Below are 14,405 nucleotides of genomic sequence, written 5' to 3'. Positions count from 1 at the left end.
AATATAAAAATTTAATATTATTTAATAAATATAAATTTAAAAGTTTAATATTATTAAATAAATATAAATCTAGAAATTTACTATTATTTGATAATATAATACAGACCTAAAGCTTACTAGGAGAGGTTTTGGGTCTGTTTTAAAGAAAAGATAAATATTAAAACTAGCGACAGCTACATAGGTACACTAAAAACTAATTTATATGCTTAAATTTATTAAATTCTTAAGTGGAGGAGATATTATGGAAAGAATATATTATTCAAGACAAAATTATAATCAACTTAAGAGAAAACAGTATGAAGAATATCTTAAAAGGCAGAACAACTATTATATATATATGAAAAAATATTATGAAGAATATGTTAAAAGGCAGAATAAGTATTATCTAGAGAAAAAAAAACATTATGAAGAATATGTTAAAAGGCAGACTGAGTATTATTTATATAAAAAAAAATGTTATGAAGACTATCTTAAAAGGCAGAATAAGTATTATTTATACAAGCAAAAATATGATGAAGAACAACATAAAAGAAATAATGATAAAACTGATACTTCACAAAGTGAATTTTTTAATTCTTCTAAAACTGATAGCATAGAAGATAAGAACATAAATGACGAGAACATAAAAAACAATAACCATGGTTCTTTAGAAATTAATATTGAAGAAAGTAACTTAAAATATAAAAAAGATGATTCAGCCCAATATGATAAATTAGAAAATAAGAATTGTACTAGTCTTGAAGGTTCATGTAATGAAGAATTCTTAGAAGAAAATTATGAAGAATTCTTCGGAAAAATCAGTAAAGAATTTTTAGAAAAAAATGATAAAGAATTTTCAGAAGAAGATGATGAAGAATCCTTAGAAGAGAATGATGAAGAGTTCTCAGAAGAAAATGATAAAGAATTCTCAGGAGAAAATAATGAAGAATTCTTAGAAGAAAATAATGAAGAGTTCTTCGAAAAAATTAGTAAAGAATTCTTAGAAGAAAATTATGAAGAATTCTTAGAAGAAGATGATAAAGAATCCTTAGAAGAGAATAATGAGGAGTTCTTAGAAGAGAATGATGAAGAATTTCCAGAAGAAAATAATGAGGAATTCTTAGAGGAGAATGATGAAGAGTTCTCAGAAGAAAATTATAAAGAATTCTTAGAAGAAAATAATGAGGAATTCTTCGAAAAAATTAGTAAAGAATTTTTAGAAAAAAATGATAAAGAATTTTCAGAAGAAGATGATGAAGAATCCTTAGAAGAGAATGATGAAGAGTTCTCAGAAGAAAATGATAAAGAATCTTTAGAAGAAAATAATGAGGGATTCTCAGAAGAGAATGATAAAGAATTCTTAGAAGAAAATAATGAAGAATCCTTAGAAGAAAATTATGAAGAATTCTTCGAAAAAATTAGTAAAGAATTTTTAGAAGAAAATAATGAAGAGTTCTTAGAAGAGAATGATAAAGAATTCTCAGAAGAAAGTTATGAAGAATCTTTAGAAAAAAGTTATGAAGAATCTTTAGAAAAAAGTTATGAAGAATCTTTAGAAAAAAGTTATGAAGAATCTTTAGAAAAAAGTTATGAAGAATCTTTAGAAGAAAGTTATGAAGAATCTTTAGAAAAAAGTTATGAAGAATCTTTAGAAAAAAGTTATGAAGAATCTTTAGAAGAAAGTTATGAAGAATCTTTAGAAGAAAGTTATGAAGAATCTTTAGAAGAAAGTTATGAAGAATCTTTAGAAGAAAGTTATGAAGAATCTCTAGAAGAAAGATATGAAGAATCTCTAGAAGAAAGATATGAAGAATCTCTAGAAGAAAGATATGAAGAATCTCTAGAAGAAAGATATGAAGAATCTCTAGAAGAGAGTTATGAAGAATCTCTAGAAGAGAGTTATGAAGAATCTCTAGAAGAGAGTTATGAAGAATCTCTAGAAGAGAGTTATGAAGAATCTCTAGAAGAGAGTTATGAAGAATCTCTAGAGGAAAGTTATGAAGAATCTTTAGAAGAAAGATATGAAGAATCTCTAGAAGAAAGTTATGAAGAATTCTTAGAAGAAGCTTATAATACTGTTGTAAAAGAAGAGCTATCTAAAGAAAGCAATATTTCGACTAAATGTGTATATGTTAAATTTCCAGTTATATTGGCAGAGACAAATATAACAATTCCTATTGAGGCTAATATTACATTTGACCAAAGAGTTATGGAGATTAAAGAAATTAAAAAGAATTTATTTTTAACCCAATCCCATCTTGTTCCATTTTCTTCAAGCTGTGTAGATACTAATTCAGGAGTACTATTTATAGCGGGTTTTATAAAAAAGAATATTGAGTATAAAACTCAAACTTGTACCACAGCGAGAGCAACGAATGTTTGTGGAGATATAAGACATTGTACAGTTGAAATGCCTTTTAATTTCACTACTAGAATTACTTTTCTTAGATCACCAATTTTTACTGAAAAAACTACTACAAGAGAAGTGGAATTTTTTACAGATACACCTAAAGTGTATGACGTTTATGAAAATCCAGTGATTGGACGTGATCCTTGTGAACAGAGTTCCGTATTTACCGAAGTCTTTAATGAAAAGCCTTTTGTTGAACCAGTAAAAGCAACTTTTATTGAAGTTGATATTCATAATAATCCAATTTTAAGCTGCGAAATTCCTGAAGAACAAACGTTCACTGAAATTACAGAAAAATCAACCGTGAATTTAACACTAAAAGTATTACAAAAACAACAGTTAAGAATATCAATAGAATAGGATTCTAAAAAAATTTAAATCTAAAAATTTAATTGTTCTTCAAATAGTATGAAACAGTAGATAGTTTTGTTTTTAAATAAAACTATCTACTGTCTAATTAAATATCTTTTATTATTTATTATATAGTCAGTTTGCTTAGTTAATCTTTATATAGATATTGTGGCTTTTTCAAGAATTATTGGTAATAATACTGAAGTTGTTGTAGAATTTTTTAGAGATGATTTTGATAATCTCATTATTATATACTACAATATAATATATTTTACAATAAGATTATGGAGAAGATAAATGGATTTTATAGCAATTGATTTTGAAACTGCCAATGAGAAAAGGAGTAGTCCATGCTCTATTGGTATTGCTGTTGTGAAAAATGGACAGGTTATAGAGAAGGTACATCACTTAATAAGACCTAAGGAAATGAGGTTTATGCCAATTAATATTGGAATTCATGGAATAAGGCCAGCTATGGTTGAGAATGAATTAGAGTTTGATCAAGTGTGGGGAAAGATTAAACATTATTTTAACGGAAATTTAGTAATAGCACATAATACTTCCTTTGATATATCAGTTTTAAGAAAAAGTGCAGAACTTTATAATATAGAACTGCCTAGTTTTGAGTATATTTGTACAATGAAGCTTGCTAAAAACTTTTATAGAGGAATTGAAAATGCAAAGTTAAATACAGTTAATGATTATTTAGGATATAAGTTTAAGCACCATGATGCACTATATGATGCTCTTGCTTGTAGTAACATATTACTTAATATATGTGAAGAATTAAAATGTGATGATATTAATGAAATATCTAAGTTAATAGGCGTAACTATTGGAGCTGTGGATAGTATTGGATATAAACCATCATCAACAAAAGGAAGAATATTAAAAACATCTAATAGAGTAAGTAATTCTAAGAAGGAAAATTTACTAAAAAGATTTGAAGAAGATGCCTTAAAAAATGAAGTGGTGGTATTTACTGGAGGTCTAAACTCTATGTCTAGAGATGAGGCTATAAGACTAGTTAGAAGACTTGGAGGAACTACAGGAAGTTCTGTTACTAAAAAGACAACAATTTTAGTTACAAATATGAAAGACATAAAAGATTTACGTAGAGAAGAAATGAGTACTAAACTAAGAAAAGCAACAGATTTAAAGGAAAAAGGACAGAATATAAAATTTATGAATGAAGAGGAATTTTTTAATGTTTAAGTTGTGGGTGGGAAGAAAATATAATTAATATTATGTAGATAACCAAAAAGAAGGCTGATATAATGTTTTTTAGAATGTTTAAAAGGAGTTGTTCTATGAAATGTTATTTAGCACCAATGGAAGGAATTACAGGACATATATATAGAAATTCTTATAAAAAGTTTTTTAATAATATTGATAAATACTTTACACCTTTTATTGTCCCAACTAGCAGTAAAAGTTTCAAAACCAAAGAATTGAAAGATGTTTTACCTGAGAATAATGAAGGACTTAGTATAGTTCCTCAAATACTTACTAATGATTCAGAAGGTTTTATTTCTACTTCAAGAAAGTTACAACAATTAGGTTATAATGAAATTAATTTAAATTTAGGATGTCCTTCTGGGACAGTTGTTTCAAAAAATAGGGGCTCAGGGTTTTTAGCTAAAAGAGAAGAACTTGATAGGTTTCTAGATGAAATATTTAAAATTGAGGATATGAAGATTTCTATAAAAACTAGAATAGGAAAAGATAGTCCAGAGGAATTTTATGAAATAATAAAAATTTACAATAAATATCCCTTAGAAGAGTTAATTATTCATCCTAGAACAAGAGAGGATTTTTATGGGAACAAACCTAATTTAGAGGTATTTAAAGATTCATTATCATTAAGTAATAATCCAGTATGTTATAATGGAGATATTTTCACTGTTGATGATTATAATAAGTTAACAAAAGCTTTTCCAGAAGTAAAAACAGTAATGCTAGGAAGAGGAATATTAGCTAATCCAGGATTAATAGATGAAATTAAAAACAGTGCCTTTATGGATAAAGAAGTATTAAAGAATTTTCATGATGAAGTTTTTAATGGATATAGAGAATTGTTTAATGAAGATAAAAATGCAATATTTAGAATGAAAGAGCTTTGGGGATATATGATTTACATATTTTCAGATAATAAAAAATATGCTAAAAGAATAAAGAAGGCCCAAAGGGTAGATGACTATAATGAAGCCGTTTTAAGTTTATTTACGGAACAGGAAATCATAAAAGGGGCAGGCTTATTTAGCAATGAGTATTAAACATATGTACAGTTCTATAAGATTAAGAAAAATGAAAAGTTGACCTAACATACCTTTTTATTTATAATCTGTTTATTATTAAAATTTACAAGGAGAAATAAATAATGGCAAACTTAGATTTTATTTATAATCGTAAAAGTATAAGACAGTTTAAGGATACACAAGTAAAAAAAGAAGATATATTAGAAATAATAAAAGCTGGTACTTATGCACCATCTCCAAAGCATCAACAAAACTGGCATTTTGTTGTATTACAAAATAAAGATGTAATAAATGAAATGGCTAATATAGTTACTGAAAGCCATAAGAGAATTGGACAACTTGCAAAAAATGAAAAAGATTATAAAAGACATATGAGCGTAATAAGTTATTACACATGTTTTAAAGATGCACCAGTATTAATATTAGTGTATGGTAGTGAATATAAAATGATGGAATATAAGATATTAAAAGAAAATAATGCACCAAAAGAGATTCTTGATGTATTATTATCACCACAATCAGCAGCTCAAGGAATAGGAGCAGCAGTTGAAAATATATTACTAGCAGCAACAGAAATGGGGTATGGAACCTGCTATATGACAGGCCCTACACATGCAAAAACTGAGATAGAAAGTTTAATTAATTTTGAAAAAGAAGGATATGAGCTTATGTCTATGATTGCATTAGGAGTAGCAGAGGATAATACACCAAAACAACCTCCTCGTAAGCCATTAGAGGAAGTTGTAACATTTATAGATTAGTAATAAAAATGATTGTCAAACAGATTTTGTCCTCCCATAAGGGAAGTGTTTTTATTGGGCATAGCTCTTATGGTGGATTTTCTGTCACTTTAACTTTGCCTATTTAATGATAAGAGTAGCAATATAATTGCTACTCTTAAGCATTTTTATTAGATGAAAACTTGCTTATAATCTTATCTTTGTAACGTATTCCAAAAATAAATGATACCAGGGATATGAGTGCTATTATTATTGTTGATATATAATTACCATAGTGAATATTGGAGCCAATACTTACAGAGGCTAAAAGCCACGGAAATCTACTAACGAGTAAAATTCCAAAAAATCTTAATGGATTTATAGGTGTTAATCCTGCAACGTATATTAAAAAATCTTTAGGTAACCCAGGAACTAGAAAAACAATGAATAAGATAGCAGAAAATTTTTTGCTGTCCATGATATCCACCATCCATTGAGAATTGTTCTTACTTAGTAGCTTTTCTATAAAATGTCTGCCTATAAACCTGGTAAAGTAGAAAGCTATAATAGCTCCTAACAGCAGCCCTATTGTTGTATAAATTACACCAAAGGTCACGCCATAAACATATCCACCAGCAACTTGAATTACCTCTCCTGGAATTGGAGCAATAATTGTTTGTAGCATTTGAAAAAAAATTAAAACAACAGATCCAAAACTGCCTAGAGAAATTATATAGTCCCTAAATTTATCAACTGATACAGTCAATTCAATGATATGTGGTAAATATTTTAACACTAATATAATTGTCAAAAAAATTAATAAAGCTGCTAATATCTTGAAAATTAAAAATTTTTTAGATTTATTCATAATTGTTTAGTAATTCCTCCTGTGTTATTTTTAATTAATAGTTTATTAGAAACATCTTAAGATTTGGCTATAATAAATCTTAAGAGTTCTTAAGAAATATTAAATCACTTAAATAATATAGATTTAAACTATATTGACGTATATACTAATAATAAAATGGAGGAAGATTCAATGAATACTATGAAAAATATTTTGATAGCAGATGATAATGACGAGATAAGAGAAATAGTCCGCGTTTTATTAGAGAGTGAGGGCTATAATGTAATAGAAGCTGTAGATGGTGAAGATGCTGTAATTAAAGTTGATGGAAGTATAGATTTAATCATACTTGATATAATGATGCCTAGAAAGTCTGGATTTAAGGCATGTGCAGAAATTCGTGAAAAAACAAGTGCTCCTATTTTGTTTTTAACTGCTAAAACTCAAGATTCAGATAAATGTATGGGATTTTCTGTGGGAAGTGATGATTATCTATCAAAGCCTTTTTCATATACCGAGCTAGTTTCAAGAGTTAAAGCGTTACTTAGAAGGTATTATGTATATAAAGGAAAAGATAAAATTGATTCAATTGGTAGTATTAATATAAATGGATTAACAATAAATACAACTTCAAATGAAGTATCAATAGATGAAGAAGAAGTTACACTGACAGAAATTGAGTATAATATCTTGCTGTTAATGGCGCAGAATCGGAAAAAAATATTTTCAGCACAAAATTTATATGAAAGTGTTTGGAAAGAGCCTTATTTCTATTCTTGTAACAATACAGTTATGGTACATATAAGAAACCTAAGAAGAAAATTGGAAAAGGACCCAGAGAACCCTAAATATGTAAAAACAGTATGGGGAAAGGGATACAGAATTGAATAAGAAATTTTTATGTACAAAACTAGAAATTAAATTAATTCTATGTTTAATATTTTCATTCATTATATCTGTTGGTATATTCTTTTTATTACAAACAATAGGGGAAAGTATATTAGATAATCATTTTAATAAAATATCCTTTATGGACAAAGAAAAAAATCAAGCTATATCTGATTTTAGAACATATATATTAGAGAACAATTTGACAATAAATGATCATGATGAAATAACAAAATGGGTTCGTAAAGAGAAATATGTAAATCTTTATATTTATAAGGACAATAAATTAGTCTATGATTCTAATATGAACAATTCAATTATTGATTATGAAGAATATCAGGAAAGTTTAATATTTTTGCCAAGTAAAACCCTCTATGATATTACATTTAATGATACCGATGCAAAAATGTATATGGAATGCTTTTTTGAGTACAAGTATTATTATATTGTAAGCTGTTTTGGTATTGCAGTTTCCTTTTTCTGCTTTATAACAATTATGTTATTTTTTATAAAAAGAAAAACAACCTATATTGCAATGCTTGAGAGTGAAATAAGAATACTAGAAGGTGGCAATTTAAATCACGAAATTACTATTAATGGGAATGATGAGCTTTCTTCTTTGGCTAAAGGAATTAATGAGATGAGAAAATCATTTATAGGGAGATTGGAAAGTGAAGATAAAGCAAGGGTAGCAAATAGCGAACTTATTACAGCAATGTCACATGATTTAAGAACACCTCTTACAGTACTAGTAGGATACTTAGATATTATAGAATACAAAAAGTATAAGACAGATGAAAATTTGAGACAGTATATTCACAATAGTAGAGAAAAAGCATATCAAATTAAATATCTCTCTGATAAATTATTTGAATACTTTATGGTGTTTAATACTAATGATGATGATTTAGAATTAGAGACTTTTGATGGAAATGAACTTTTAGATCAACTACTTGAAGAGAAAATTTTTATATTGGAAGATAACGGTTTTGATTTTCAAATTAATTCTTGTAACATGTCTTTTCTTATAGAAGTAAATTTAATTTCGATACAGAGGGTTTTTGATAATATTTTCTCTAATATCATTAAATATGCAGATAAATCCAAGCTAGTTAAAGTTAAATACTATATAGAAAATCAATTATTATTTATTTATGTTGAAAACCAAATAAATAATAATTTGAAAATAGTAAGCAGCACAGGAATTGGCATGAAAACATGTAAAAAAATTATCGAAAAGCATAAGGGAGAAATTGTTGTTAGAAAAACAGAAAATACTTTTTCTGTACAGATTAGCTTAGCTATAAAATTAAGTAATAACTAAGTAAATTAAGCTAAAAAATTTGTACTTAAAAAATAAAATCTTAAGCTATAAAAGATATTTAGAAAACATTTGCATTAAACCTTTATATATGATAACATACATGTAGATAAATGCATATTGAACGTTAGGATAGTGATTGTTTGAGCAAGCTAAACCTGCACAAAATTAATTATAGTATACCTATATACTATAATTAATTTTGTGCAGGATTTTTTTATGTAGGAGGTGGAAGTATGATTATTTACAAAATACTAAATAACAATGTTGTTTTAATATTAGATAAAAACGATGAAGAACAAATTGTTATGGGTAGAGGTATTGCATATAAGAAACGTGTTGGAGACGAAATAGAGGAAAATATGATTGATAAGGTCTTTACTTTATCTGATAAAAATATGACTAATAAGTTTACAGAATTATTAAAGGACATGCCTTTGGACTATGTTGAAGTAGCTGATGAAATTATTAAATATGCTAAACTTCAGTTAGGAAAAAGGTTAAATGATAATTTAATTATTTCATTAAGTGATCATATAAAGACTGCAGTAGAAAGACATCTGGATGGGATAAATATGAAGAATTTCTTGTTATGGGATATAAAGAGGTTCTATAAAGATGAATTTGTAATAGGTTTAGAAGCATTAAAAATAATTGAGAAGAGAATAGATGTAGATTTGCCAGAGGATGAAGCAGGATTTATAGCTATACACATTGCCAATAGTTTAATGGATGAAAGCCTAACAAATATGTACGACATAACAAAGGTAATGCAAGAGATATTAAATATTGTTAAATATAATTTAAGTATTACTTTTGATGAAGAGTCAGTATATTTTTATAGATTTGTAACTCATATAAAGTTCTTTTCACAGAGGCTTATAACTGGTAAAACCTTTGATGATGAAAATGATGATAATTTGCTAGATATAATTAAGGTAAAATATCAGGATTCATATAAATGTGTTAATAAAATAAGTGAGTTTATTTATAAAAAATATAATTATGTTATTTCAAATGAAGAAAAATTATATTTAACGATTCATATCGCTAAAATTTTAAGTAAACAAACTATTTAATATACTATTAAATAAGGAGGTATATCAAATTAACTATTAATTTTTGTTTTGGGTGGTGACATTAAGTTGGCCAAACCTTCATATTTCATATTTACTAAAAATGAATCAATGGAGGTATTAAAAATGGGAAAATATGAACAATTAGCAAAAGATATTATTAAAAATGTTGGAGGAAAGGAAAATATTAAAAGCTTAACTCATTGTATAACTAGATTGCGTTTTCAATTAGATGATGAATCAAAGGCTAATGATGCTGTTTTAAAGAATATGGACGGTATTGTTACAATACTGAAATCAGCAGGTCAATATCAAGTTGTTATTGGTAATCACGTATCTAAGGTTTATGAAGATGTTTGTGAAGTGGCAGGAATATCTTCTGAAAGTGAAAGTAAGAGTGAAGATAATAAAAATAAGAAGCCATTCGATAAGTTTATTGATGTTATTTCAGGGATTTTTCAACCTATTTTAGGTGTATTAACTGCAGCAGGTATGATTAAGGGATTCCTTGCTTTATTTAGTGCACTAGGTTGGGTTACTCCAGATAGTGGAACTTATATGATTTTAAATGTAATTGGTGATGCAATGTTTATGTATTTACCTGTTATGTTAGGTTATACAGCAGCTAAGAAATTTGGTTTAAAGCCATTTGTTGGGTTAATAATCGGTATAGCATTATGTTATCCTGCAATTCAACAAGGTACATTATCAGCAACTCTTGAGCCATTGTATACATTATTTGATGGAACAATGTTTGCTTCACCAGTATATATAGAGTTTTTAGGGTTACCTATTATCGCTATGAATTATACTTCAACAGTAATACCTGTAATCTTAATATGTTATGTTGCAGCTAAGTTCCAAAAGCTATTTGATAAAATAGTTCCAGAGTTACTTAAATTTTTCTTTGTGCCAATGTTAACACTATTATTTGCATTAGTATTAGGTTTTATAGTTGTTGGACCAATAGCTACTTATGCATCTACAATAGTGACTAATGTAATATTAGCTATACGAGGAATCTCACCACTAGTAGCAGGTGCTGTTATAGGTTTGTTCTGGCAAGTTTTAGTTATATTTGGTATACACTGGGGACTACTTCCGATTTATATAAACAATATATCAACTTTAGGTTATGACAATGTTATGATGCCTTTCTTTGCTACAACTTTTGCAACAACTGCTGTTGTTATAGCTATAATGATTAAAACAAAGGATAAAAAATTAAAGAGTTTATGTCTTCCAGCAGCTATTTCAGGAATTTTTGGTGTTACAGAACCAGCAATCTATGGAATACTGTTACCACTTAAAAAGCCATTTATTATAAGTTGTATAGCATCAGGGGTAGCAGGTGCATATTATGGTTATGCTGATTTAAAAGAGTTTATTATGGGGGGATTAGGAATATTTGAATTTCCTGCAATGATAGACCCAGCAACTAATAGTATGGATAATATTAAAGTTGCTGTAATTGGTGTTATTGTTGCTATGGCTATTGCATTTGCTTTAACAATGATATTCTTTAAAGATAAAGAAGAAGACAAGGTAGAAGTTGAAGATACTAAGAAGGAAGTAATAAAATCAAACTTAGAAAAAGAAGTAGTAAATATGCCTATGGAGGGAACTATTCTTCCATTAAGTGAAGTATCAGATGATGCATTTGCAGAAGGTGTGCTTGGAAAAGGTTTAGCTATAAAACCATCTAAAGGTATAGTTAAATCACCTGTAAAAGGAACAGTTACAACTTTATTTCCAACATATCATGCTATTGGATTAACTAGTGAAACAGGAGTAGAGCTTTTAATTCATGTTGGTATGGATACTGTTAATTTACAAGGTAAGCATTTTAGCCCTAAAGTAAAGCAAGGAGATACTGTTGAAATAGGTGATGAATTACTTGAGTTTGATATAAAGGGAATAGAGGAAGAGGGTTATTCAACTATAACACCTATAGTTGTTACTAACCATGATCAATACTTTGATGTTATAGAAAGTGGATTATCTGAAAATAGTAGTGACTTTCTTACAGTTATTTTTTAAAAGGTAGGTTAGTTAAATGAATAATGAAAGATTTCCAAAAGACTTTTTATGGGGTGGAGCTACTGCTGCTAACCAATGTGAAGGTGGATATAATGAAGGTGGCAGAGGATTAGCAAATGTTGATGTAATTCCTTATGGAGAAGATCGCTTCCCTGTAATGGATGGAACTATGAAGATGTTAGGATTTGATGATAAATATTATTATCCTGCTAAAGATGGAATTGATATGTACCATAGATTTAAAGAAGATATTGCATTATTTTCAGAAATGGGATTTAAAGTTTATCGTATGAGTATTGGATGGAGTCGTATCTTTCCAAAGGGTGATGAGGAAAAACCAAATGAGGAAGGATTAAAATTCTATGAAGATATATTTAAAGAATGTAAAAGATATGGAATAAGTCCTTTAGTAACAATTACCCATTTCGATTGTCCAATTCACTTAATAAAGAAATATGGTGGATGGAAAAATAGAAAGCTTATAGGTTTTTATGAAAATTTATGTAACGTATTATTTAGACGTTATAAGGGATTAGTAAACCATTGGATAACTTTTAATGAAATTAATATGATTTTACATTTACCATTTATGGGAGCAGGATTATTAAAAGAAGAGGGAGAAAACTTTGAAAAGGTTCAATACCAAGCTATTCATCATGAGCTTGTTGCTAGTGCTATTGCAACTAAGATTGCACATGAAATTGATCCAAACAATAAGATTGGATGTATGATTGCAGCAGGAAGTACTTATCCAAATACAAGTAATCCTAAGGATGTTTGGAAGGCTTATAGAGGTGATAGAGAAGGGTATTTCTTTATAGATGTACAAGCAAGAGGTTATTATCCTAATTATGCTTTAAAAGAGATGGAATGCAAAGGAATTATGCCTAAGATGGAAGATGGGGATAAGGAACTACTTAAGAAACATACTGTAGATTTTATATCTTTATCTTATTACAATAGTCAATTAACAAGTGCTGACCCAGAAATAAATAAATTAACACAAGGGAATGTATTTCCTACATTAAGAAATCCTTACTTAGAGGCAAGTGAGTGGGGATGGCAAATAGATCCATTAGGATTCCGTATTACATTAAATAGTTTATTTGATCGTTATCAAAAACCATTATTTATTGCAGAAAACGGCTTAGGAGCAATAGATGTTATAGACGAGAATGGAAATATATATGATGATTACCGTATAGACTACTTAAGAGAGCATATAAAAGCTATGAGAGATGCTATTGAAATAGATGGTGTTGACGTCTTTGGTTATACTACTTGGGGATGTATTGACTTAGTCAGTGCATCTACAGGAGAAATGAAGAAACGTTATGGCTTTATATATGTAGATAAAGATAATGAAGGAAATGGCACCTTCAAAAGATACAAGAAAAAATCTTTTTACTGGTATAAGAAGGTTATAGAAAGTAATGGGGAAGACTTAGATTAATAAAAATTAAAGCTCAATATTATACCTTAAGGTAGTAAGCATAGGTTGTGTTTACTACCTTCTTCTATATATAATATTTATATTGCTTGAGAAATAGAAATAAAGATTAAATTTACATATAGTTAATCTCTCATATTTGTGCAGAAAATGAGAGGTTATTAAATTTGTATATTGCTATACTTTTATTGTAAGGAGATGAAGTTTATGGAATGGTTAGATAGGTTAAATGAAGCATTAAATTATATTGAAGATAATTTAGATGGAGAAATTGATTATACAAAAGCAGCAAAGCTAGCATGTTGTAGTGTATATCATTTTCAGAGAATGTTTTCTTATATAGCAGGTAGACCACTTGCTGAATATATAAGGAACCGGAGGTTAACAAAGGCGGCTATTGATTTGCAAAGTGGCGATAAGGTAATTGACGTAGCAATGCGTTATGGATATGAATCTCCAACTGCTTTTAATAGAGCTTTTCAAAAGTTACACAATGTAACTCCTTCAAGTGCACAAAAGGAAGGAACATTCCTAAAATCATATTCTCCTATAAGTTTTAAAATAACAATAAAAGGAGTAGAGGAAATGAATTATAGCATAGTTAAGAAAGATGAATTTAGAGTTGTTGGCGTTAAGGTATTAATTAAAAAGAATATTAAAGAGAATTTTGAGTATGTACCAAAGTTTTGGGCAGAGACAGAGAAGAGTGGAAGACTTAATGATGTAATAGCTTTAATGGATGAAAAATCTAATGGAGTTTTAGGGTTAAGTTTAGCAATGGATGAATTAGAAAACTGGGAATACTATATTGCTACTAAAACTAATAAAGAAGTACCAGAAGGTATGCATGAATATATGGTACCAGCATGCACTTGGGCTATTTTCTCTGGAGGAGGGGTTATGCCAGATGCAATTCAAGAAGTTCAAATGAGAGCATTTACTGAGTGGCTACCAACTTCAGGATATGAGTATGCAGATGCACCAGATATCGAAGTTTATTTAAATGCAGATCCTTCAAATTCAAAGTTTGAGGTATGGATACCAATAAGAAAGAAATAATATAGAA

Annotated in this window: 11 protein-coding genes; 10 read left to right on the top strand and 1 reads right to left on the bottom strand. The window is 28.2% G+C overall.

Annotation, left to right across the window (positions count from 1 at the left end; genetic code table 11):
- The first annotated feature begins 241 nt into the window (after positions 1–241).
- The 4 genes from ACH36K_RS14915 (at position 242) to ACH36K_RS14900 (ending at position 5,759) form a co-directional block, all read left to right on the top strand.
- Entirely contained in the window at positions 242–2,749 is a 2,508-nt protein-coding gene (locus ACH36K_RS14915; RefSeq protein WP_411168400.1) for a CsxC family protein, read from the top strand.
- A 288-nt stretch (positions 2,750–3,037) separates the two neighbouring features.
- Positions 3,038–3,955, top strand: a complete 918-nt coding sequence (locus ACH36K_RS14910; protein WP_411168399.1) for an exonuclease domain-containing protein — start codon at positions 3,038–3,040, stop codon at positions 3,953–3,955.
- Positions 3,956–4,050: 95 nt separating this feature from the next.
- Positions 4,051–5,016 carry a tRNA dihydrouridine synthase gene (locus tag ACH36K_RS14905; RefSeq protein ID WP_411168398.1) on the top strand — a complete coding sequence of 322 codons (966 nt, stop codon included), beginning with the start codon at positions 4,051–4,053 and terminating at the stop codon, positions 5,014–5,016.
- A gap of 104 nt (positions 5,017–5,120) precedes the next feature.
- Positions 5,121–5,759 carry a nitroreductase family protein gene (locus ACH36K_RS14900; RefSeq protein WP_411168397.1) on the top strand — a complete coding sequence of 213 codons (639 nt, stop codon included), beginning with the start codon at positions 5,121–5,123 and terminating at the stop codon, positions 5,757–5,759.
- Positions 5,760–5,895: 136 nt separating this feature from the next.
- Here ACH36K_RS14900 and ACH36K_RS14895 read toward each other — a convergent pair whose 3' ends face one another.
- Complete coding sequence (locus ACH36K_RS14895) at positions 5,896–6,585, bottom strand: TVP38/TMEM64 family protein (RefSeq protein ID WP_411168396.1); 690 nt, start codon at positions 6,583–6,585, stop codon at positions 5,896–5,898.
- A gap of 180 nt (positions 6,586–6,765) precedes the next feature.
- Here ACH36K_RS14895 and ACH36K_RS14890 point away from each other — a divergent pair, with 180 nt between their 5' ends.
- The 6 genes from ACH36K_RS14890 (at position 6,766) to ACH36K_RS14865 (ending at position 14,398) form a co-directional block, all read left to right on the top strand.
- Entirely contained in the window at positions 6,766–7,455 is a 690-nt protein-coding gene (locus tag ACH36K_RS14890; RefSeq protein WP_411170713.1) for a response regulator transcription factor, read from the top strand.
- On the top strand, positions 7,448–8,776 hold the full coding sequence (locus ACH36K_RS14885; protein WP_411168395.1) for a histidine kinase dimerization/phospho-acceptor domain-containing protein: 1,329 nt from the start codon (positions 7,448–7,450) through the stop codon (positions 8,774–8,776). Before ACH36K_RS14890 ends, ACH36K_RS14885 begins: the two co-directional genes overlap by 8 nt.
- A gap of 233 nt (positions 8,777–9,009) precedes the next feature.
- Entirely contained in the window at positions 9,010–9,852 is an 843-nt protein-coding gene (gene licT / locus ACH36K_RS14880; RefSeq protein WP_411168394.1) for a BglG family transcription antiterminator LicT, read from the top strand.
- Between the two features lie 123 nt (positions 9,853–9,975).
- Positions 9,976–11,889 (top strand): beta-glucoside-specific PTS transporter subunit IIABC, encoded by a 1,914-nt coding sequence (locus ACH36K_RS14875; protein ID WP_411168393.1) that lies wholly within the window; start codon positions 9,976–9,978, stop codon positions 11,887–11,889.
- Between the two features lie 16 nt (positions 11,890–11,905).
- Positions 11,906–13,342, top strand: coding sequence for a 6-phospho-beta-glucosidase (locus tag ACH36K_RS14870; RefSeq protein ID WP_411168392.1), 1,437 nt, complete (start codon positions 11,906–11,908; stop codon positions 13,340–13,342).
- Positions 13,343–13,546: 204 nt separating this feature from the next.
- Positions 13,547–14,398 carry a GyrI-like domain-containing protein gene (locus tag ACH36K_RS14865; RefSeq protein WP_411168391.1) on the top strand — a complete coding sequence of 284 codons (852 nt, stop codon included), beginning with the start codon at positions 13,547–13,549 and terminating at the stop codon, positions 14,396–14,398.
- The last annotated feature ends 7 nt before the right edge of the window (positions 14,399–14,405 follow it).

It is taken from the genome of Clostridium sp. MB05, assembly GCF_046581255.1.
GTDB lineage: Bacteria > Bacillota > Clostridia > Clostridiales > Clostridiaceae > Clostridium.
The sequence above is the reverse complement of the archived record's forward strand: the minus strand, read 5'-3'. Positions and strand labels throughout refer to the sequence as shown.